This window comes from Nocardiopsis chromatogenes YIM 90109 (genome assembly GCF_000341185.1).
Lineage (GTDB): Bacteria > Actinomycetota > Actinomycetes > Streptosporangiales > Streptosporangiaceae > Nocardiopsis_A > Nocardiopsis_A chromatogenes.
This window is the reverse complement of sequence record NZ_ANBH01000006.1, coordinates 13,917-35,728: the sequence shown is the minus strand read 5'-3', so window position 1 is coordinate 35,728 and position 21,812 is coordinate 13,917. Positions and strand designations below refer to the sequence as shown.

The 21,812-nt window shown below is 73.1% G+C and carries 18 protein-coding genes and 1 pseudogene; 9 read left to right on the top strand and 10 right to left on the bottom strand.

Features of this window, described 5'->3' with window-relative positions:
* Positions 1-60: 60 nt before the first annotated feature.
* The gene (gene aceA, locus D476_RS0100540; RefSeq protein ID WP_017622037.1) at positions 61-1,359 is read right to left on the bottom strand and encodes an isocitrate lyase; all 1,299 of its coding nucleotides are present in this window, start codon (positions 1,357-1,359) and stop codon (positions 61-63) included.
* A gap of 212 nt (positions 1,360-1,571) precedes the next feature.
* Between aceA and D476_RS0100535 the strand changes: the two genes are divergently transcribed.
* Positions 1,572-3,008, top strand: a complete 1,437-nt coding sequence (locus D476_RS0100535; protein ID WP_017622036.1) for a helix-turn-helix transcriptional regulator — start codon at positions 1,572-1,574, stop codon at positions 3,006-3,008.
* 43 nt (positions 3,009-3,051) lie between these two features.
* On the opposite strand, the gene D476_RS0100530 is transcribed toward D476_RS0100535, so the two are convergent.
* Complete coding sequence (locus tag D476_RS0100530) at positions 3,052-4,284, bottom strand: acyl-CoA dehydrogenase family protein (protein ID WP_017622035.1); 1,233 nt, start codon at positions 4,282-4,284, stop codon at positions 3,052-3,054.
* A 315-nt stretch (positions 4,285-4,599) separates the two neighbouring features.
* Here D476_RS0100530 and D476_RS0100525 point away from each other — a divergent pair, with 315 nt between their 5' ends.
* Positions 4,600-5,241, top strand: a complete 642-nt coding sequence (locus D476_RS0100525; RefSeq protein ID WP_040724803.1) for a hypothetical protein — start codon at positions 4,600-4,602, stop codon at positions 5,239-5,241.
* A gap of 70 nt (positions 5,242-5,311) precedes the next feature.
* Here D476_RS0100525 and D476_RS39590 read toward each other — a convergent pair whose 3' ends face one another.
* Positions 5,312-6,511 (bottom strand): cytochrome P450, encoded by a 1,200-nt coding sequence (locus tag D476_RS39590; RefSeq protein ID WP_017622033.1) that lies wholly within the window; start codon positions 6,509-6,511, stop codon positions 5,312-5,314.
* A 273-nt stretch (positions 6,512-6,784) separates the two neighbouring features.
* On the opposite strand from D476_RS39590, the gene D476_RS0100515 reads away from it, so the two are divergent.
* The gene (locus tag D476_RS0100515; protein WP_017622032.1) at positions 6,785-7,921 is read left to right on the top strand and encodes an acyltransferase family protein; all 1,137 of its coding nucleotides are present in this window, start codon (positions 6,785-6,787) and stop codon (positions 7,919-7,921) included.
* A 101-nt stretch (positions 7,922-8,022) separates the two neighbouring features.
* On the top strand, positions 8,023-8,874 hold the full coding sequence (locus D476_RS0100510) for an SAM-dependent methyltransferase (RefSeq protein WP_017622031.1): 852 nt from the start codon (positions 8,023-8,025) through the stop codon (positions 8,872-8,874).
* A 17-nt stretch (positions 8,875-8,891) separates the two neighbouring features.
* Here D476_RS0100510 and D476_RS0100505 read toward each other — a convergent pair whose 3' ends face one another.
* The gene (locus tag D476_RS0100505; RefSeq protein ID WP_017622030.1) at positions 8,892-9,530 is read right to left on the bottom strand and encodes a LuxR C-terminal-related transcriptional regulator; all 639 of its coding nucleotides are present in this window, start codon (positions 9,528-9,530) and stop codon (positions 8,892-8,894) included.
* Positions 9,518-10,855 (bottom strand): sensor histidine kinase, encoded by a 1,338-nt coding sequence (locus D476_RS0100500; protein WP_192826337.1) that lies wholly within the window; start codon positions 10,853-10,855, stop codon positions 9,518-9,520. The genes D476_RS0100505 and D476_RS0100500 overlap by 13 nt, the downstream gene beginning before the upstream one ends.
* A gap of 137 nt (positions 10,856-10,992) precedes the next feature.
* On the opposite strand from D476_RS0100500, the gene D476_RS0100495 reads away from it, so the two are divergent.
* Positions 10,993-11,754 (top strand): hypothetical protein, encoded by a 762-nt coding sequence (locus D476_RS0100495; RefSeq protein WP_017622028.1) that lies wholly within the window; start codon positions 10,993-10,995, stop codon positions 11,752-11,754.
* A gap of 41 nt (positions 11,755-11,795) precedes the next feature.
* Positions 11,796-12,398, top strand: a complete 603-nt coding sequence (locus D476_RS0100490; protein WP_017622027.1) for a TetR/AcrR family transcriptional regulator — start codon at positions 11,796-11,798, stop codon at positions 12,396-12,398.
* Here D476_RS0100490 and D476_RS0100485 read toward each other — a convergent pair.
* Positions 12,388-12,666 (bottom strand): DUF2277 domain-containing protein, encoded by a 279-nt coding sequence (locus tag D476_RS0100485; protein ID WP_017622026.1) that lies wholly within the window; start codon positions 12,664-12,666, stop codon positions 12,388-12,390. The genes D476_RS0100490 and D476_RS0100485 overlap by 11 nt on opposite strands.
* Positions 12,667-12,826: 160 nt before the next feature.
* Between D476_RS0100485 and D476_RS0100480 the strand changes: the two genes are divergently transcribed.
* Both D476_RS0100480 and D476_RS40215 read left to right on the top strand, forming a co-directional pair.
* Positions 12,827-14,701, top strand: coding sequence for a hypothetical protein (locus D476_RS0100480; protein ID WP_026123101.1), 1,875 nt, complete (start codon positions 12,827-12,829; stop codon positions 14,699-14,701).
* A gap of 6 nt (positions 14,702-14,707) precedes the next feature.
* Positions 14,708-14,863: pseudogene (locus D476_RS40215) on the top strand (IS982 family transposase); the annotation flags it as partial.
* Positions 14,864-14,932: 69 nt separating this feature from the next.
* Here D476_RS40215 and D476_RS0100470 read toward each other — a convergent pair.
* The 4 genes from D476_RS0100470 to D476_RS0100455 form a co-directional block, all read right to left on the bottom strand.
* Positions 14,933-15,385 (bottom strand): hypothetical protein, encoded by a 453-nt coding sequence (locus D476_RS0100470; RefSeq protein WP_083939364.1) that lies wholly within the window; start codon positions 15,383-15,385, stop codon positions 14,933-14,935.
* A gap of 29 nt (positions 15,386-15,414) precedes the next feature.
* Positions 15,415-15,744, bottom strand: coding sequence for a hypothetical protein (locus D476_RS0100465; protein ID WP_017622023.1), 330 nt, complete (start codon positions 15,742-15,744; stop codon positions 15,415-15,417).
* Positions 15,745-15,983: 239 nt separating this feature from the next.
* A complete protein-coding gene (locus D476_RS0100460; RefSeq protein ID WP_017622022.1) occupies positions 15,984-16,562 on the bottom strand; it encodes a histidine phosphatase family protein in 579 nt (192 codons plus the stop codon).
* Between the two features lie 186 nt (positions 16,563-16,748).
* The gene (locus D476_RS0100455) at positions 16,749-19,184 is read right to left on the bottom strand and encodes a HelD family protein (protein WP_192826336.1); all 2,436 of its coding nucleotides are present in this window, start codon (positions 19,182-19,184) and stop codon (positions 16,749-16,751) included.
* Between the two features lie 376 nt (positions 19,185-19,560).
* Here D476_RS0100455 and D476_RS0100450 point away from each other — a divergent pair, with 376 nt between their 5' ends.
* Entirely contained in the window at positions 19,561-21,786 is a 2,226-nt protein-coding gene (locus tag D476_RS0100450; RefSeq protein WP_017622020.1) for an anthranilate synthase component I, read from the top strand.
* Positions 21,787-21,812: the final 26 nt, after the last annotated feature.

The window sequence follows — 21,812 nt, the reverse complement described above, 5'->3', positions numbered from 1 at the left end:
CCCGCCGCGCCCCAGCCACGAAAGCGGGGCGGGCGGCCCGTCAGGGACGAGGATCCAGTATCAGTGAGCCGCTGAGAACTGGTCCTCTTCAGTGGAGCCGGTGAGCGCGGTGGTGGAGGCGTCCGGGGTGATCGCCGTGGAGATCAGGTCGAAGTACCCGGTGCCGACCTCGCGCTGGTGGCGGGTTGCGGTGTAGCCGTCGGACTCGGAGGCGAACTCGGCCTCCTGCAGCTCGACGTAGGCGCTCATGCCGCCCTGGGCGTACCCCTTGGCCAGGTCGAACATCGAGTGGTTCAGGCTGTGGAAGCCGGCCAGGGTGATGAACTGGAACTTGTAGCCCATGTGGCCCAGCTCGCGCTGGAACTTGGCGATGGTCGCGTCGTCCAGGTGCTTCTTCCAGTTGAACGACGGCGAGCAGTTGTAGGCGAGCATCTGGTCGGGGTACTCGGCCTTGATCCGCTCGGCGAACTGGCGGGCCACCTCCAGGTCGGGGGTGGAGGTCTCCATCCACAGCAGGTCGGAGTAGGGCGCGTAGGCCAGGCCGCGGGCCACGCAGGCCTCCAGCCCGTTGCGGACCCGGTAGAAGCCCTCCGCGGTGCGCTCGCCGGTGACGAACCGCTGGTCGCGCTCGTCGATGTCGCTGGTGATCAGCGTGGCGGCCTGGGCGTCGGTGCGCGCCACGACCAGCGAGGGGACCCCGGCGACGTCCGCGGCCAGGCGGGCGGCGTTCAGCGTCTTGACGTGCTGGCCGGTCGGGATGAGGACCTTGCCGCCCAGGTGGCCGCACTTCTTCTCGGAGGCGAGCTGGTCCTCCCAGTGCACGCCCGCGGCGCCGGCCGCGATCATGCCCTTCATCAGCTCGTAGGCGTTGAGCACCCCGCCGAAGCCGGCCTCGGCGTCGGCGACGATCGGCGCCATCCAGTGCGGGGCGTCGTCGTCGCCCTCGGACCAGGTGATCTGGTCGGCGCGCAGCAGGGCGTTGTTGATCCGGCGGACGACCTGGGGCACCGAGTTGGCCGGGTACAGGCTCTGGTCGGGGTAGGTCTGGCCGGCCTGGTTGGCGTCGGCGGCGACCTGCCACCCGGACAGGTAGATGGCCTTGAGCCCGGCGCGGACCTGCTGGACCGCCTGGTTGCCGGTGAGCGCGCCGAGGGTGTTCACGTAGTCCTCGGAGTGGAGCAGCTTCCAGAGCCGCTCGGCGCCCTGGCGGGCGAGGGTGTGCTCCTCGGTGACGGACCCGCGCAGGCGGACCACGTCGGCGGCGGAGTAGGTGCGCTCGACGCCGGCCCAGCGGGGGTCGGTCTCCCACTCCCGCTGGAGCGCCGCGGCGGCTTCCTGCTGACGGCCGGTGATGCTCATGTGCTTCCCGCCTTCTTGTTTCCCCTGGTCGACGTTGAGGCTGGAGACCCGTACCGGTGGGCCGTGGGCCCGCCGGTGCGGTGTGTTCCCCGCCTCTGCCAACGATTCTTCGCAAAGTTCCAGGGTTTTTCGAGCGGATTCCATGTGAAGATCTGCGAATCTTTCCCTACTATGAACCCATGACGTACTTTGGTACCGAAGAAATCCCGTCTTTGCCGGGGGACCTGGACCTGGTCACCTTCGGCCAGCGGCTGCGCCACCTCCGGCGGGCGCGCGGGATGACCCTCGCCGACCTGGGCGAACGCGTGGGCCGGGCCCCCTCCCAGCTCTCCCTGCTGGAGAACGGCAAGCGCGAGCCCAAGCTCTCCCTGCTGACCTCGCTGGCCCAGGCGCTGGGCGTGTCCGTGGAGGAGCTGCTCTCCCGCCAGCCCCCCAGCCGCAGGGCGCAGCTGGAGATCGCCCTGGAGGAGGCCCAGCGCGACCCCGTCTACCAGAGCCTGGACCTGCCGCACCTGAAGGTCGGCAAGCGGGTGCCCAACGACGTGCTGGAGCACATCGTGGGGCTCTACGACGAGCTGCGGCGGCGCAGCGTCAAGCCGACCGCCACCCCGGAGGAGGCGCGCCGGGCCAACGCCGAGCTGCGGCGGCAGATGCGCGAGCGCGGCAACTACTTCGCGGGCATCGAGAAGGCGGCCAAGGAGACGCTGGACGCGGTCGGGTACAGCGGGGGAGCGCTGTCCCAGGGCCAGATCCTGTCGATCGTCACGCACCACGGCTTCACCCTGAGGTACGTGCAGGACCTCCCGCGCTCCGTGCGGTCGGTCACCGACACCCGCAACCGCCGCCTGTACCTCAAGCGCGAGTCGCTGGGCATGCACAGCCCCCGTACGATCCTGCTGCAGACGCTCGGCCACTTCGTCCTGGGGCACCAGCAGCCCCGCGACTACGCCGACTTCCTCAGGCAGCGGGTGGAGGCCAACTACTACGCCGCCGCCGTGCTGATCCCCGAGACGTCGGCCGTCACCTACCTCCAGGAGGCCAAGAAGGCGCGCGACCTGTCGGTCGAGGACCTCAGGGACGTCTTCTCCGTCTCCTACGAGATGGCGGCCCACCGGTTCACCAACCTGGCCAACCGGCACTTGGACCTGGTGTGCCACTTCATCCGCAACGACGAGACGGGGATCATCTACAAGGCCTACGAGAACGACGGCCTGGTCTTCCCCACGGACGAGAGCGGGGCCATCGAGGGCCAGCGCATGTGCCGCTACTGGTCGGGCCGCCAGGTGTTCGCCTCGCCGGACCGGTACTCGATCTACTACCAGTACACGGACAAGCCCAACGGCACCCACTGGTGCGTGGCGCACGTGGACCCCAGCCGCGAGCGCAACTTCGCGATCACCCTCGGGGTGCCCTACAAGGAGTCGCGCTGGTTCCGGGGCAGGGAGACGACCAACAGGACGAAGTCGAACTGCCCGTCGGGCGAGTGCTGCGTGCAGCCGCCCTCGGACCTGGCCGCGCGCTGGGAGGGCAACGTCTGGCCGTCGGCGCGGGCCCACTCGCACGTCCTGTCGGCCCTGCCCTCCGGCACGTTCCCCGGCGTGGACGAGACGGACGTCTACACCTTCCTGGAACGCCATGAGGCGGATTAGCCCGGACNCCCCCCCCCCCCCCCCCCCCCCCCCCCCCCCGCGGCTACTTGACCGGCAGGCCGGTCACCGCGCGGCCGATGATCAGGCGCTGGATCTCGCTGGCGCCCTCGAAGATCGTGAAGATGGTGGCGTCCCGGTGCCAGCGCTCCACGGGGTACTCCCTCGTGTAGCCGTTCCCGCCCAGGATGCGGATCGCGTTCTGGGTCACCCAGGTCGCCGTCTCGCTCGCGAACAGCTTGCTCATCGACCCCTCCGCCTGGGCGAAGTCCTTGTCGTTGCGCGCCATCCAGGCCGCGCGCCACACGAGCAGCCGCGCCGCGTCGATCCGGGTCGCCATGTCCGCCAGCGTGAACGCCACCGCCTGGTTCTCCCCGATGGGGCGGCCGAACTGCTCGCGCTCGCGGGAGTAGTCGCGCGCGTACTCGTAGGCCGCGCGCGCACAGCCCACCGCCATCGCGCCCACCGTCGGGCGGGACGCCTCGAAGGTCTTCATCGCCGCCTGGCCGCCGGAGCGGCGGCCCTCGCGCGCGCGGGCCATGCGCTCGTCGAGCTTCTCCTTGCCGCCCAGCAGGCAGTGGCCCGGTACCCGCACGTCGTCCAGGACCACCTCGGCGGTGTGCGAGGCGCGGATGCCGTGCTTGGCGAACTTCTGCCCCTGCGACAGGCCCGGGGTGCCCGGGGGGACGATGAAGCTGGCCTGCCCCCGCGAGCCCAGTTCGGGGTCGACCGAGGCCACCACCACGTGCACGTCGGCGATGCCCCCGTTGGTGGCCCAGGTCTTGGTGCCGTTGAGCACCCACTCGTCTTTGGCCTCGTCGTAGACGGCGCGGGTGCGGATGGAGGCCACGTCGCTGCCGGCGTCCGGCTCGGAGGAGCAGAAGGCGCCCAGCTTGACGTCGTCCGCGGTGCCGAACATCTGCGGCACCCACTCGAAGAGCTGCTCCTGGGTGCCGTTGCCCGCGACCGCCACGGCCGCCAGCCCGGTCCCGGTCAGGGACAGGGCGATGCCCGGGTCGCCCCAGTACAGCTCCTCGAAGGCGGCGGGGATGCCCACGCCGCTGGGCTCCAGCCACTGGTTGGCGAAGAAGTCCAGCGAGTACAGGCCGATCTTGGCCGCCTCCTGCAGGATCGGCCAGGGGGTCTCTTCGCGCTCGTCCCACTCGGCGGCGGCGGGGCGGATCACGTCGCGGGCGAAGCCGTGGGTCCAGTCGCGGACGTCGCGGACGTCCTCGCTGAGCTCCAGGCTGAACGCGGGGGCGCCTGCGGAGTCGGTCATGTGCACACGTCCTTCGTTCGTCCCGGCGGCGGGCCGGGAGAGGGGCGTCGGGTCTCGGGGCGGGCAGGGGCGGCCGCGGGGCGCGGCCCGCCTTGGTGTTACCGAAGGTAACACGCTCGCGCGGGCCGCCGGAAGAGCGGGCGGCGCGCGCGAGGGGGCCCACGGCGGCACCGCGGATGACCGGCGGGAACGGCCGGATCGGGACGCTTTCCGAAGGCGTGCCCGGGCGAACCCCCGACCCGAGTGGAGCGTCCCAACGGGTGTCATTCATCCGGGGGTCCGGGCCGCACGGCCCGGCGTTCAAGGGGAGCAGCAATGCCGACAGCACCGACCGGCGCGGGCGCGCGGGCAACGGGGACCAGGGACCGGGCCGCAGGGCCGTCGCGAAGGAGCCTCCGCAGGGCGGGCGTCCTCGCCGCCGCGGTGGCGGTTCCGGCGCTGGCGATGGGGGCCTATGCGCCCGCGCCCGCGGCCGCGGACGGCGCCGCGGCCGGGGGAGCCCATACGGGGGTCCGGGCGTGCGAGTCCAGCGACTACAAGCTCATCTACGAGGGGCGCGAGGCCGCCGCCGGGACCATGTACATCCGCTTCTCCATGGCCCGCATCATGGGCGACGGGCCGGGCGAGGAGCCGTGCGTGCAGCACACCCCGGTCTCGATGCACTGGATCGACACCCTTGGGGGCGAGCGGGTCGGCGACTGGGCGCGCTACGACGACGACCCGCCCGAGCCCTTCGTGGTCGAGCCGGGCGGCGTCGCCGACCTGACCGTCCGCCAGCCCAACCCGCTCAACTACCCGGAGGAGGACTGCGAGCCCCGACCGGTGGCGGGCATCCAGGTCTACCTGAGGTTCGAGGACGACGATGGCGTCTACGGGCCGACCGGCGGCCAGGACGTCATGTGCTCGCTGCCCGGCGCGGGCGTCCCGACGGTGTTCGTCGAGCCGTCCGGGGCCTGACCCCGACGGGGGCGGGTCGGGACCCGGGAGCCGGGGGCCCCGCCGCCGGCGGGGCCCCTGCGCGTGCGCCTCACCAGGTCACGGGGAACGCCTCGGCGGACCGGACGAACCGCTCCTCGTTCCAGCGCAGCTCGTCCAGGGGAGCGCCCGGTCGCAGCCCCGGGAGGCCCTCCGCCATCGCCTCCAACGCCACCTGGAGCTCCATGCGCGCCAGCGACGCCCCAACGCAGTGATGGATCCCGTGCCCGAAGGCCAGGTGCGGCGTGCGGCCCCGCTCCAAGTCCAGCCGGTCGGGGTCGGGGAAGGCGTCGGGATCGCGGTTGGCCGCCGACAGCTCCACGATCACCTGGTCGCCCGCGGGCACGTGCACACCGCCCACCTCGGCGTCCTCGAGCGCGTACCGCGTGAACGACCCGGGGCGGATCAGCGGCACCAGGCGCAGGAGTTCCTCGACCGCCCCCGGGACGAGTCCGGGGTCGGCGGCCAGGCGCGCGAACCCGTCCCCCTTCAGCAGCAGGTAGAAGAAGCCGGGGACGAGCGAGGCCGTCGTCTCGTGCCCCGCGATCAGCAGCGCGCGCAGGAGTCCGAGGAGTTCCTCCTCGGTGAGGCGGCTGCCCTCGTGGTGTTCGCGCGCCAAGGCGCCGACGAGCCCGCCGTCCGGGTCGCTCCTGCGCAGGGCCGCCATCTCGGCCAGATAGGCGTCGATGCGCGCCTGGTTCTCCTGCACCCGCTCGGGCGTGCTGTCGGTGGTGCTGAGGAACGCGTCGCTCCAGGCGTGGAAGGAGTGCCGGTCGGACGAGGGGACCCCGAGCAGCTCGCAGATGACCTCGATGGGCAGGGGGAGCGCGAGGTCGCGGACCAGGTCGCCGGGCGGCCCCTGGTCGCGCATCTCCTGCACGAGCCGGTCGGCGACGCCGCGGGTCCACGGGCGCAGGCGCTCGACCCGGCGCGGGGTGAACACCTTGCCGACCAGCCCGCGCACCTGTGTGTGGCGCGGCGGATCCATGTTCATGATGGTGCGGTTGGACACGTCGATGGGGCCGATCCGCGCGGTGCGCTCCTCGGGGATGCCCGCCCGCCCGGCGTCCCTGCCGAACGCGGGGCTGCTCAGGACATCCTTGGCGTCCTGGTAGCGGGTCACCAGCCAGGCCGGGTCGCCGAAGGGCAGGCGCACCCGCACCGGGGCGCCGTCCTTGCGTGCCTCGGCCAGGGCGGGGGCGGGCGTGAGCGGGTGGTCCGACGGGAAGGGGAACGCGGCGGCATCGGGCATGGGGGCCTCCGGGGATGGCGGTGTGTGCCCACGACTTCGGGGAGGTCAGGGTCGTCCGGAACGGGAGGCGGCGCCGCACCCTCCAACCTAGACGGAGCACGGAGGATCGCCAGAGGCGCTTCGGTGACACCGGGCTACCCGTCGACCGCGCCTGGCGACCATTGCGGGCGTCCACATCCGGCCCCGAGGGGCGGGAGGGGCGGACGTGCGAATCGGGGTTCGGTTGTCGGGCTTGATGCAGTCTTTATGTAACGGTCTGATATCGGTAAAGGCGTGTACGTCGACGACATCCGCACCGCGCCCGACCGAAGCGAGACGGCCGACAGGGCCGACACGGCCGGAACGGGCGACGGGGCCCCGCCCGCGCCGCCCACGGCCTGGATCGACCTGGCCCGGGTGGCCGCGATGGCGGCCGTCGTCGTCATCCACGCCTATTCGCCCCTGGTCACCGAGGTCTACACCGGCCAGGGCAGCACCTCCTGGTGGACCTCCACCGCCCTGGACGCCGCGCTGCGCTGGTGCGTGCCCGTCTTCGTCATGATCAGCGGCGCCCTGCTGCTCGGCCCGCGGGACGAGACGGCCCCGGCCTTCTACCGCAAGCGCTGGGCCCGCATCGGCGTCCCGCTGGTGGTGTGGACCGTCGCCTACCTCGCCTGGGACATGTGGCGCACCGGCCTGACCCTGTCCGGCGCCGTCCAGCAGGCGGCCTCCGGCCAGCCCGGCATCCACCTGTACTTCCTGTACGTCATCGCCGGGCTCTACGTGTTCACCCCGTTCCTGCGCACCCTGGCGGGCGCCGCCTCCCGCGGCGCCCTGTACTGGTTCGCCGGGGCCGCCCTGGCCTTCGGCGCCGCGGACCAGGCCCTCGGCCTGATCGACGGCGTCGGCGGGACCACCGCCGCCGCCCGGTTCCTCCCCTTCGTGGGCTACTACGTACTCGGCTGGCTGCTCTTCCACGCCCCGACCGGCCCCCGGGTGCTGCGGATCGGGCTCACCCTCCTGATCACCGGAAGCGCCGCCGGAGCGGTCGGCGCGGGCGCCCTGGCGGAGCTGGCGGGGGAGTGGGGGGCCGGGGCCGACTACGCCTTCGACTTCCTCTCGCCCGCGGTGATCGCCGCCTCCGTCGGCGCGTTCCTCGTCCTGCGGGAGGCGGGCCTGCGCCTCGCGTCCTCCGAGAGGAGGACCGCAGCGCTCGTGTCCCGGACCGTGCGCCGGGCCGCCGCCCCCAGCTTCGGCGTCTACCTCGTGCACGTGATGGTGCTGTTCTCTCTGAGAGATCTTTTCGGCATGCCCGCAGCGGGCCCGTGGTCCGTCATGGCGGCCGCGGGATACGCGGTCGTGGTGACCGCCGTCAGCCTGGCCCTCGTCGAAGTGATCCGCCGAATCCCTTTGGCGCGTGCCGTTGTCTAGAACCGGTCGGCCTGAATTCCGGAAACGGTGGTACGACTCACATCGCCGACGTACGATGGCGCGGACTTCCCCTCCCCCCGAACCAGGTAAGGGCACCGCCGATGACCGACACTGACGGACAGTCGAAGGCCTCCGACTGGGCGCCCACGAGTCCCCCCGTCATCCAGACGACGGAGCCGACCATCGCCCGGGTCTACGACGCGCTCCTGGGCGGCAAGGACAACTTCCAGGTCGACCGGGACGGCGCCGCCCTCTACATCAAGTACGTGCCGAAGTCGGGCCAGTGCGCCTTGGACAACCGCGCCGCCCTCGTACGGGGCGTGCAGTACCTGGCCCGCACCGCGGGCCTCGACCAGTTCCTCGACATCGGCAGCGGCCTGCCCACGGTCAAGAACACCCATGAGGCGGCCCAGGAGGTCAACCCGAACGCCCGTGTTGTCTACGTCGACAACGACCCCATCGTGCTGGCGCACGGCAGGGCCCTGCTGGCCGACAACAACACCACCACCGTGATCACCGCCGACTTCCGGCGGCCCCAGGAGATCCTCGACCACCCGGACGTGCGCGCGCTGCTGGACTTCGACCGCCCCATCGCGCTCATGGTGGTCGGCCTGCTCATGCACTTCCACGACGACGAGAACCCCGGGGAGTGGATCCGCACCCTGTTCGACCCCATGCCCTCCGGGTCCCACCTGTTCATCACCGACTTCGTCGACACCGGCGAGGAGCTGCAGAAGGCCATGGAGCGGGCCGGGCTGGAGAGCCTGGGCAACGGCTGGATCCGCACGCCCGAGCGCATCCGCGAGCACTTCCTCGGACTGCCCCTGGTACCGCCCGGCCTGGACTTCCTGGAGCGCTGGCACCCCGAGGACCCCGACGCCGACGTCCCGGACGTCGCCGACCTCGAACCCCACCAGCGCATCCTCATGGGCGCGATCGCCTACAAGCCCTGAGGCGCCGGAGCGCGCGCTCAGGAGCCCAGGTAGGCCAGCACGGCCCGGACCCGGCGGTGCCCGCCGTCGTCCGGGCCGAGGTCGAGCTTGGCGAAGATGTTACCGATGTGCTTGTGCACCGCCCGCTCGGTGACCACGAGGCGCTCGGCGATGTCCCGGTTGCCCATCCCCTCGGCCATCAGCCCCAGCACCTCCCGCTCCCGCCCCGTGAGCCGCTCCAGCGGGTCGCGGCGGCGCGCGAGGAGCTGCGCCACCGCCTCCGGGTCGATCACCGTGCCCCCGGCGGCCACCCGCCGCACAGCGTCCAGGAAATCGTCGACCCGCGACACCCGGTCCTTGAGCAGGTAGCCCACCCCGCCCGCGCCGTCCGCCAGCAGCTCGCGCGCGTACACCTGCTCCACGTACTGGGAGAACACGAGCACCGGCAGGCCCGGCAGCTCGGCGCGCGCGGCCAGCGCCGCCTGGAGCCCCTCGTCGGTGAACGAAGGCGGCAGGCGCACATCGACCACCGCGGCGTCCGGCCGGTGCGCGCGCACCGCCTCCAGGAACGCCCCCGGCTCCGCGGATTTGGCGACGACCTCGAACCCGGAGGCGGTGAGCAGCAGGTCCAGCCCCTCCATCAGCACCGCGTTGTCCTCGACGATCACGATCCGCACGGCAGCACCGCCTCCACCGCCGTGGGCCCGCCCGCCGGGCCGGACACGGCGATCTCCCCGTCCAGGGCCGCCACCCGGCGCCGCATCCCGGCCACCCCGGTCCCGTTGCGCTCGTCCACCCCGCCGCGCCCGTCGTCGCGTACCCGCACCACGAGCGCCCCGCCGTCCCGGACGAGCTGCACCTGCGCACGGGTGGCGCCGGAGTGGCGGGCCACATTGGTCAGCGCCTCGGCCACCACGAAGTAGGCCGTCGACTCCACCGCCGCCGGGACCTCGCCCAGGGGGGCGACCTCCACCCCCACGGGCACCGGGGCGCCCGCGGCCAGCGCCGACACCGCGCCGGACAGCCCGCGGTCGGCCAGCACCGGCGGGTAGATGGAGCGCACCACCGTGCGCAGCTCGGCCATCGCCTCCTCGGCGCCGTCCTGCGCCTCGGTCAGCAGCCGCGCCGCCGCCTGCGGGTCGTCCCCGATCACCTTCTGCGCCAGCCCCAGCCGCATCGCCAGGGCCACCAGCCGCGCCTGGGTGCCGTCGTGCAGGTCCCGCTCGATGCGCCGCAGCTCCGACGCGTGGGCGTCCAGGGCCCCCTCCCGCGTGCGGCTCAGCGTCTCGATGCGCTCGGTCAGGCGCGCCTCCGGCGAGGGCGCGAGCATCCGCGCCGACAGGCGGGCGTGCAGGCGCGCCGCCGGACGCAGGCCGAAGACGAGCAGGAGGGTGAGGAGCGCGGCCTGCACGGCTCCGTCGGCCAGCGCGACCGGCCACGACGTCACGGGAATGCCGATCGTGGTCGTCATCGGGGCGTCGGCGGGCGCCGTCCACCACAGGAGCGCCTGGGCGACGGTCGCCGGAATGCCCACGAGCGTGATGAGGCCCAGCAGCCCGAAGAGGAACCCGGGGACGATCATCGTCGCGATCCACCGCAGGTCCCGCAGTGTCTGGGGGTCGGTGGCGACCGTCTTGAACGCGGCCACCGGCCCCGGCGGCAGCGCGCGGTAGCCGACGGTGATCTCCTCGCCCAGGAAGCGTCCGACCCGTCGCCTCTCGAACTCGGCCCACCGCCGCACCCCGTACAGGAACGCGGGGACCAGCAGCAGCCCCAGTCCGGCGATCGGGATGGTGACCACCCCGACGAGCAGGAGCGGCGGGACCAGGAGGGCGGCGATGGCGAAGGGCAGCGTGGTGATCAGGAAGAGCGCAGCGCGCACGCCGTCGGCGAGCCGTCCCGGCCGCCCCGGCCGTCCCGGCCGCCCCGGCCGCCCGGGTCGGCCCGGACCGGTGCCGCCCGTGGACCGGGAGAGGGCCTCGGAGGGAGGGGAATCGTTCATGAATGCGATTCTTCCGGACCGCGCGGCGGAAATCGGTGGAGTACGCTCCACTCTCGCTGGGGCGGGCGGCTCCCGGCGCCGGTGCACGCGCCCCCGGGTGAGGGCGCTCGGCGCGCGACATCCTAATGTGGGATCCCATGAGCGTTTCCACGGGCGACGAGGCCCCTGCAAAGCTGACCGTCGGGCGCCGCTTCAACGGCCCACCCGGCTCCGCGAACGGCGGATACCTGGCCGGGCTCCTCGCCCGCCGGGTGGGCACCCCCGCCGTACAGGTCACCCTGCGCACCCCTCCGCCGCTGGAGACGCCCATGGAGGTCGCCCCCGGGGACGGCGACGTCCCGCTGCGCCTCCTGCACGGCGGCACCCTCGTCGCCGAGGCCCGGCCCGCCGGCGCGCCCGCGACCGACCTGCGCCCGGTCTCCCCGGAGACCGCCGCCGAGGCCTCGCGCGGCTTCCGCGGACAGGCCGGCCACCCGTTCGCCACCTGCTTCGTCTGCGGCACCGACCGCGCCGAGGGCGACGGGCTGCGCGTGCTGGCGGGCCCGGTCCCCGGCGCCGACGGCGGCCTCGTCGCCGCCCCCTGGACCCCCGACCCCTCCATGGCCGGGGACGACCCTCGCGCCACCGGGCCGGAGGCCGCCTGGGCGGCCCTCGACTGCCCCGGAGGCTGGGCCAGCGACGTGCACGAGCGCCCCATGGTGCTGGGCCGGATGACCGCCGAGGTGGTCCGCCCGCCCGAGGTCGGCACGCCGCACGTGGTCATGGGCCGCCTCCTGGGGACCGAAGGCCGCAAGGTCTTCACCGCCACGGCGCTCTTCGACCACGAGGGGGCGCGCATCGCCTCCGCCGAGGCGACCTGGATCATCATCGACCCCAAGGACTTCGGCGCGGCGGGATAGGCCGGGGAGCACCGCGCCCGCGCGCCTTAGACTCGTGCGGTGTGGCCCTTGAATCCGCACAGCCGACCCGTCCCGCGCGCGGGCGCAGCCCCGAACGGCGGCGCGCGATCCTCGACGCCGCCGACCGGGTGATCCAGCGCGACGGCCCCGACGCTCCCATGTCCGCCATCGCCGCCGAGGCCGGCATCAGCAAGCCGATCCTGTACCGGCACTTCGGCGACAAGGGAGGGCTCTACCGGTCGCTGGCCGAGCGCCACGTCGACCCGCTCATCGACCGCATCCGCGCCGAGCTGCACGGGGGGCAGACGCTGCACCTGCGGGCGCGCGCCACGGTCGGCGCCTACCTGCAGATGATCCGCCGGAATCTGAACCTGTACCGGTTCCTGATGGACCGGGCCACCTCCGAGGACCCGCAGACCCGCGGCGACGTGGGCATGATGGTGCGGCGGCTGGGCGAGGAGCTGGCCGGGATGCTGGTCTCCGAAGGGCACATCCGGGAGCCGCTCCGGGCGCAGATCGTCGCCCACGCGGTGGTGGGCATGGTGCAGGCGGCCGGGGAGTGGTGGCTGGAGCACCCGGAGGTCGGCGACGAGGTGGTCATCGACGACCTGACGGACGCCGTGGTGGGGGCCATCACTCGGTGACGGGCGCGAACCTGCGCATGGAGCGCTCCTTGCGCCTGCGCGCCTCCTCCTCCTGGGAACGCGGCGGGGCGGAGGTGACGAGGCCGTCCATGAGCTCGGCCGTCGCGGCGGCGACGGCCTCCACCGCCCTGTCGAACACCTCCTTGTTCTTCGCCGAGGGCGCCGTCGACCCGCTGACCTTGCGCACGTACTGCAGCGCGGCGGCTCTGACCTCTTCATCGGTGACCGGCGGCTCCATGTTGTGCAGCCGGCGAATGTTGCGGCACATACCGGTGACGGTACGCCGCACCTGAGACGGAACGCCATGGCCGGGGCCCCGGTCGGGGAAACCGGCCGGTTTCCCCGACCGGTTCCATCGGACGGCGCCCCCGGTCTAACGTCGATTCCGCCGAGGGACGACGGAAGGCCGGCGGGACCGGGAGGCGCGGATGCCCGATGCGGAGAACGTGGACAACCATGCGACGTCCAATTCGGGTCCCACCTTCCAGTTCGGGTCCGTCCACGGCGGTGTCCGTGTCGGCGCGGAGCGGGCGGAGGGCGGCGGCCTTCCCTACATCGACGTGTCTCCGCCCGAACCCCCGGCGGGCGCGGCGCGCATCCCTCAGTGGGACACCGCCGCAGCTCTGGCCGTCGAGGCCCTGAAGGCGACGCCCGGCCCACGGGTCCTGCACGGTCCAGCGGGCGTCGGGACCTCGACGGTCGCCGCCGTCATCGCCGAGAGGGTGCGGAGCGGCCTCGGATGGCCCGTCTTCTGGATCCGACCGGGCAGGCGCCTGCACGGGCTCCTCCAATCGGCGTGCAGGTTGCGCGGCTCGGGAGAGGGCCGTGCGCGCGAGCTGCTGTGGGCGGTGCCCGAGGACGGCATCTCCTGGGCGCGTGAGGTGATCGGCTCCCATCGCGCACCGGCCCTGGTCGTCATCGACGGAGCCGACGGCGGCCCAGGAGGCACCGGCGCCGAACACGCGGTCGAGGGCGGCTGGGAGCGGATCGGCGGTGAGTGCCGCGTCCTGCTGACTGGACGCTCCGGGCGCGCGGTGAGCGCCCGTCGGCGCCACGCCTTGGCCCCACTCGACGACGGGGCGGCCTACACCCTGCTCCACGAGCGCATCCCCCCTCGGAATGCGGAGGAGGGCCGTGTCCTGGAGGAGGCGGTTGCCTCGTGCGGAGGCAGGCCGAGGCGGCTGTTCGACGCGGCCTCCGCCGTCGAGGAGGAAGGTCCTCGGGAGGCTGCGGAACTCCTGCGGACCTGGGAGCGCCTGGGCGGTGTTCCCGACGGTCCCGACGGCACCGGCCACAGGAGGGTCCTGGAAGTGCTCGCCGCCGTCGGTGCGGACACGGCGCCCGGGGGAGTGCCCCGGCGCTGGTGCGGGGCGCTCAATGCGGACGCCGGATCGGATTCCGAGGAGCAGACCCGGCGGATCCTTGACCTCCTGGCGGAACAGCGCCTTCTCTCCCTGGGAGGGGAGGCCCCGTGGGCGCCGGTCGAACTGGACGCGCGCGTCGCGCGCTGCATGCGGACGGACATGGGGCCCGTCCACGCTGCCGAGACCGCTCTGGGCGTCCTCGAATTCTGGGCGGGCCACGATGTCCCGGTCGACCGTACCGGGCTGGAGCGGGTGCGTGGACTGTACATGTCCGTGCCCGGGGTGGGGATTCGTGCCGATACCGCCATCGGCCTCGCAGAGCTGGAGGTCCCCGGGCGTCTGGTGACCGAGCGCGCGCAAGGTTTGTTCGACAGGGTGCTCAAGGTTGTGGACGGCACCTCGTCCGTGGTCGACGAGGCCCTGAGGGTAAGGTGGCGCGCTAAGGCGGGAAGGGCCTGGGGCGCCGCTCGACAGTGGAGGCGGCAGACGGCCCTCGCCGAGTTCATGGAGCTCGCCGCCGTCCAGACGAACGCCCTGGGTCCCGGGCACGCCGACACACTCGTCAGTGAGTACTTACACGCAGCGCTCGCGCACGTCTACTGCGACTACCACCGGTCGGAGCAGGACTACACGCGCATCATGGAGCCGATGGCCCGCGTCTTCGGAAAAGACCACTACCGGGTCCTGTTCGCCCGCTACGACGTGATCGGGGCCCGCGCCGCGCGAGGCGACTATGCGGGCGCCGAATCGGAGATGCGCCTCCTGGCGGACGAGTGCGCGGAGATCCTCGGTCCCGACCATCACCTTACGAAGCATGCCCGCGGAGCGGCGCGAGAGTGGGGCCTCTTCAAGCACTGGGCACTGAAGGTGCCGATGAAGCTCGCGCTGGGCTTCGGGCAGTTGCTGACCCGCAAGCTGGCGCGACGGATCTTCGTTTAGGAGCCGTGGCACGAGCGGTCGCGGCTGATGGACGGCACCCCGGTGCGCAGCGGCGCCTCCCGGAGCACGGTCGACCGGTCCGGCCTGGGCCAGATCGTCGCATACGGGTGCGATGCCTCTTACCACGCCTTCTACTGGGGCGCCGGACCCCTGCCAGTCACACGGTCGCGGGCGCTCTGAGCGACTTCTCAGCCGAGTATGCCCCGCATGCCCTGGGCCCCTCTGTAGGCGTCATACCGTGACGATGTGCACGTCTTCGGCGCCGATCGCTTCGACATAGGCCCCGATGTCCCCGGGATCGCTGGTGAACACGACCGCGCTTCGGTGCTTCACAGCAGTCCACGCGACGATTGCGTCCACTGCGTCCGGTCTCTTCTTCGCGGGAAGGTCCGCGTTGCCCAATACGGTTCCGATGCGCCTCCAATCGGTGATGTCGGGCGCGGTCGCGCAGGCGATGCATTCGACCTGTCCCGCCGCTGTGGGGCGCAGCGCGGTCGGGGATGAACGGGCCTGAGGAACCGTGCACTCCTTGAGCGCCGCGCTCATGGCGTGCACGGTCGCCGGGTCAGGGCGCCACACCTGGGCGAGGACAGGGCCGGGGACCACAGCGCGATGCGGGGTTTCCGCCAGGCCCTGGTGCAGCCGGACGGCCTTCGCCTTGCGAGCGGCCAAACCGATGAGCATCCCCGTGTCGTACACGGGGACCCGAGGGGTCACGCCGCGTCGCCGCGGTCGCGGTGGGCTGCGTCGTCAACGCCGTATACGAGGCTCAAGGCCTCATCGACCGCACGGCACTCATCTGCGGAGAGGGCGCCGTCGTCGGCCTTGGCCGGCTCGCGGTCCTCTGCAGCCTGCCCCTCGGCCTCGGCGATCAGGGCGTCGACGGCCGCGAACTCGGCTTCGGCCGCTTCGGCCTCGGCCATCTGCAGCGTAGCGGCGTTGACCATGTAGCCGGAGACGTCCATCCCCGCACGCTCCGCATGGGACCTGATCCGCTCGGCCTGGTCCGATTCGAGACTGATACTGATCCGCACCTTGGACATGCGATCAGGGTAATACGTGTATTACGCGAAGTCGAGCCCTACCATCGCCACTCGTCGGCCCGATCGCGACCGGGCGGTGGTCACATGCCGCGACAATCCCGCCCGTCGCTGCGGGGCCACTGTTCGGCGCTGCCGTCAACGAATGGCTCTGGCTTCCCGAACAGGCACTAATGCAGACATTTGTGCTCTACGGCCGGGGGCGGCCCGAGCGTCCGCCCCCAGGGGCCCGGCCGGACAGGTCACACGCCCGCGGGGACCCGCCACTCCCGCAGCTCGGCGTTGCGCATGTGCTGGTGGACCAGGCGGCTGAAGAACACCGCATGGCCGACCACCAGGATCGACCGTTCCGGCCTGCGCGCCACCCAGTCGGTGAAGGCCGCGACACGCTCCTGCAGGACCGCCTCGGGCTCCACGGGCACGCCGCGCTCGTCGGGGACGCCCGAGTACCACCAGGTCTCGGGGAGGTGGCCGAAGTCGAGCCCGGGGAAGTCCTCGGCCAGCGCGCGCGGCGTGCGGCCGATGTCGCAGCTGTTGCCCAGGTGCTCGCGGTGCAGGGCCTCCACGGTGATCGGCACGTCCAGGCCGCCCGCCACCAGGAGCGCCGTCTGCACGGCCCGGGTCAGGGGCGAGGTGACGACCAGCTCGGGCGCCAGGCGGCGCACACCGTCCGCGGCCTCCTCCGCCTGTGCCACCCCTTTCGGGGTCAGCGGCGCGTCGAAGACGAGCGGGTCGCGCCCGGTCTCGTCGAAGACCGCGTTGAAGGCGCTCTGCCCGTGCCGGAGAAGGTGGACGGTGCTGCTGTCGGTCGATGGCGTCACGTGTCGGCCCCCGTCGGATCGTCCTGCCGCCGTACCCTCCCGGAAGGCGGTCCGGGCAGGGAACGGCGCTGGATCATTCAGGCTTCCCGGCCGGGGTTACGCGACGCTGACGGCAGTGGCTCGCCGGGCCGAACGGANCGCGGTCGCCCGGGGCGCCCCGGGCGACCGCGCCGGTGCGACGACCGGTCAGGCCGGGGACAGCCCCTTGAGCATCCCGGGAAGGTCCGCCTCGTGCAGCACGGTCAGGCGCCGCGTGGCACGGGTGACCGCCACGTACAGGTCGCGCCCGCCCTGCGGCGACTGCTCCAGGATCTCGTCAGGGGCGGCCACGACGACCGCGTCGAACTCCAACCCCTTGGCCTGCGTGCAGGTCAGCACCGCGATCGGGGCGTCCAGCACCTCGGGGGAGGCCTGCGACTCCGCCTCGGGGAGCAGCGCCGCGAACGCGGCGTGCCGGGCGTCGGGGACGATCACCGCCGCACGGCCGGCCACCCCGTCGGGGTCTCCGGCCCCGCCGCCCTCGCCGCTCTGCACGGCACGCACCTCCTCCCCGGCCACGCGCGGCAGCCGCTCCTCCCACGTCCCGGGGGCGATCCGCACCGACCGCGGCGCATCACCGCCCTCGCGCACCGACTCCGGCGGCTCCTGGCCGGGGGCGACCTCCTTCAGCACGGCGGCGGCGATCTCCATGATCGGTGCGGGCGTCCGGTAGTTCACCAGCAGCCGCTCCTCGTGCAGCCCCGAGCCGACGTGGCGCTCCAGCATCGACGTCCACGACGACGCCCCGGCCGCGCTGCCGGTCTGGGCGACGTCGCCCACCACGGTCAGGGAGCGCGTGGGGATGCGCCGCATGACGGTCCGCCAGGCCATCTCCGACAGCTCCTGGGCCTCGTCCACGATCACGTGCCCGTAGGCCCACGTGCGGTCGGCCGCGGCGCGCTCGGCGGTGGTGCGCTCGGGCCCGTCGTAGCGGTTGCGCTCGGAGAGCATGTCCGCGTCCACGACCAGGTCGCCGTCGGCGGTCCGCTGCTCCGACAGGCCGGTCGCCTCCAGCACCCCCTGGGCGTAGCGCTCGGCCTCCTGGCGGTGCCGGGCCTCGGCCCGCTTGTGCGCGCGGCGGGCCGAACCGTCGTCCCCCAGGAGTTCGGCCGCCTCGTCCAGCAGCGGGACGTCGCCCACGGTCCACGCGGACCCGGCGGGGCGCAGCAGCGCGTCCAGCTCCTCCTGCCCCAGGGCGTCGGCGGGGGAGATGCGCGCGGCCTCCCGGGCGGCGGCGGCCAGCCGGTCGGCGTCGCCGAGGAGGTCGGCGATCAGCGCCTCCGGGGACAGGTCCGGCCACAAACCGTCGATCGCCTCGCGGGCCGCCTCGTCCTCCCACAGGGTCTCCCGGGCCGACTGCAGGTCCTCCTCCGTCCACAGCGGGGCGTCGGGGTCCTCCAGCTCGGGCACCCCGGTGAAGGCGCCGTCCCAGGCGGCCGCCTCCTCCGCCTCCCGGATGGACTGCTCCAGCACGTCGTGCTGGTCCTGGGCGAGGGCGGTGAGCATCTCGTTGGCGAAGTAGGTGCGCGCGGCGTTGTGCTTGACGCCCAGCTCGCGCGCGCGGTCGCGGATGGCGCGGCAGGTGTCCTCGTCGACGAACAGGTCGGTCCCCGAGGCGGTGACCTCCAGCCCGCCCTCGGGTACGCGCTGGCGGTCGCGCACCGCCCCCTCGACGAGCGCCGCCATCCGCAGCGACCCCTTGACGGCGGCGGCGCGGTGCCCGTCGGCCTCCTCGGTGCGGACCCCTGGGAACAGGCCGCCGACGGTCGTCATGACGACGTCGGTCTCGCCGAGCGAGGGGAGCACCTGGCCGATGTAGCGCAGGAAGACCGGGTTGGGGCCCACGACGAGCACGCCGCGGCGCTCCAGCAGGTCGCGGTGGGTGTACAGGAGGAAGGCGGCGCGGTGCAGCGCGGCCACGGTCTTGCCCGTGCCCGGCCCGCCCTGGACCACCAGGGCGCCCTGCAGCGAGGAGCGGATCACCCGGTCCTGCTCGCTCTGGATGGTGGAGACGATGTCGTGCATGCGGCCGGTGCGCCCGGCGCGCAGGGACGCCATCAGCGCGGCCTCGCCGACCAGCGACCGCCGGTCGTCGTCGCTCAGCCCCTCCAGGTCGAAGACCTCGTCGTCGAGGCCGACCACCGTCCGCCGCCGGGTGTACAGGTGGCGCCTGCGGGCCAGGCCGGAGGGGGAGGAGGGGGTCGCCGAGTAGAAAGGGCGCGCCGCCGGGGCGCGCCAGTCCACCAGGGCGACCTCGCGGTCGCCGTCGCGCAGTCCGATGCGGCCGATGTACAGCGTTTCCCCGGGGGCGCCGCCGCCACCGCGCAGATCGATCCGGCCGAAGCACAGCCCCTCCTCGACCGATTCGAGGCGGGTGAGGCGGCGCGCCTGCTCGTCGACGCTCGCCTCCCGGTCCATGAGCGCTCCGTACCCGCCGCCGCCCGAACCCTGGGCGCGCCGGAAGGCGTGGGCCGCGTGCGCGCGCTCGGCGTCGAGGCGGCCGTAGAGCGCCGAGACGTGGTCCTGCTCGGCGCGGATTGACACGGCGAGGGGGTTGCGTCCCGCGCTTTGACTCTGCTCCATTGCCTTGCTACACTCCATGTTGAGTGGACGAGTGTGGCCCGTTTCGATCTCTCGAAGGGGACACCCTACCACGGCGTGCGCGCGCGTGCCTCTCCCGCGGCCCCGCACCGCCTCACCCCTCCCGCTTCTCTCGGCCCGCATCTCCCTGCGCTCCCCATCGCGCCCGTATGCGCGCTACACTTCGGCACATGCGGAACCCGGAGACCACCCGAACGCTCACGCAGTGGTGGCGCCGCTCCTAGGCGGCGCTCCGAGTTCAGCCCTTTCCACAGGCCACGGCGACCGCCCCGGACGGCGGTCGCATCGCGTGCACGGCGCGGCCCCGGCCAGGCGGCGCGGCGGCCTCGAGCCCACCCAGCGCGATGAAGGACCACCCGTGGAACCCAGCAACGACGCCCGACCCGCCGCCTATACCACCGCGGGCGGGATCGCCGTCCGCCGCACCGCGACCCCCTGCGACCCCGCTGCGCTCACCGGCCTCGTCGAGGCCGTGGAGGGGCGGCGCGGCGGTGTGCTCTCCTCGGGGATGGAGTACCCGGGGCGCTACAGCCGGTGGCACCTGGGCTACGTCGACCCCTGCCTGGAGGTCGCCGCGCGCGGCCGCCGGGTGAGCGCGACCGCCCTCAACGGCCGGGGGCGCATCCTGCTGCCGGCCGTCGCCGCCGCCCTGGCCGAGCACGGCCCGGTGGCCGCCGAGGGGCCCGACGGGGCGACGGTGGCCGTCGCCGTACCCGAGCCCGACCCCCGGGTCTTCTTCACCGAGGAGGAGCGCAGCCGCCGCCCCGGCGTCTTCACCGTGCTGCGCTCGCTGGTCGCCGCCTTCTCCTCGGACGCCGACCCCAACCTGGGCCTGTACGGGGCGTTCGGCTACGACCTGGCGTTCCAGTTCGAACCGGTGGAGCGGGTGCAGGAGCGCGACCCCGGCGACCGCGACCTGGTCCTGCACCTGCCCGACGCGGTCATCGTGCACGACCGCAAGCGCGAGACCTGCTTCCGCTACACCTATGAGTTCACCGCCCCCGGCACCGGCGGGCACGGCCCGGCCACCACCGACGGCCTGCCGCGCACCACCGAGCCCACCCCCGAGGTCGTCCCGGCGGAGGTGCCCGCCCAGCCCGAGCCCGGCTCCTACGCGGCGGTCGTGGCCGAGGCCAAGGAGCGCTTCCGCAGGGGCGACCTGTTCGAGGTCGTCCCCGGGCACCGCACCTACGGGCCCTGCTCCTCGCCCGCGCGCTTCTACGAGCGGCTGCGCGAGCGCAACCCCGCCCCCTACGAGTTCTTCTTCAACCTCGGCGAGGGAGAGTACCTCGTCGGGGCCTCCCCGGAGATGTTCGTGCGCGTGGGCGCCGGGTCCGACGGCCGCCGCAGGGTGGAGACCTGCCCCATCTCCGGCACCATCCAGCGCGGGGACGACCCGCTGGGCGACGCCGACAACATCCGCGCGCTCCTGTCCTCCCTCAAGGAGGAGTCGGAGCTGACCATGTGCACGGACGTGGACCGCAACGACAAGTCCCGGGTGTGCGAGCCGGGCAGCGTGCGGGTGATCGGCCGCCGCCAGATCGAGATGTACAGCAGGCTCATCCACACCGTCGACCACATCGAGGGGGTGCTGCGGCCCGAGTTCGACGCGCTGGACGCCTTCCTCACCCACATGTGGGCCGTGACCGTCACCGGCGCCCCGAAGACCTGGGCGATGCGGTTCATCGAGCGCCACGAGACCTCGCCGCGCCGCTGGTACGGGGGCGCCGTGGGGGTCATCGGCTTCGACGGCTCCATGAACACGGGGCTGACGCTGCGCACCGCGCAGATCCGCGACGGGGTGGCCACGGTGCGGGTCGGGGCGACCCTGCTGTACGACTCCGACCCCGAGGCCGAGGAGCGGGAGACGTTCCTGAAGGCGCGCGCGCTGCTGGAGACCCTGAAGGACGTCGAGGAGGAGGTCCGGGAAGGCCGGGCGCCCGGCGCCCCCCAGGCCGCCCCGGCCCCGGCCGCCGCCCCGGCCGGGGAGGGCATGAGGGTCCTGCTGGTCGACCACGAGGACTCGTTCGTCAACACCCTGGCCGACTACTTCCGCCGGCACGGGGCCGAGGTCACCACGGTCCGCTACGGGTTCGACCCCGGGCTGCTGGACGAGATGGCGCCCGACCTGGCCGTGCTCTCGCCCGGCCCCGGGCTGCCGTCCGACTTCGACACCGGCGCGCTCCTGGACGCCCTTGAGGAGCGGTCCCTGCCGGTGTTCGGGGTGTGCCTGGGACTGCAGGCGATGGTCGAACACGCGGGCGGGGAGCTGCTCACCCTCAAGGAGCCCGTGCACGGCAAGCCGGGGCGGGTGCGTGTCACCGGCGGCGAACTGCTCGGCGCCCTGGAGGGGGAGGCCTTCCAGGCCGCGCGCTACCACTCGGTCTACTCCACCCCCGACCATGTGAAGGGCTACCGGGTGACCGCGGTGACCGAGGACGGGCCCGAGCCCGTCGTCATGGCCATCGAGGACCCGGTCAAGCACAGGTGGGCGGTGCAGTTCCACCCTGAGTCCATTCTCACCGCCGAGGTGGGCGAGGCGATCGTGGAGCGCGCGCTGCGGCTGGCCCGACGGCCCGCCTGAGGAGGACCGCCCCCCGCCCGCCGACG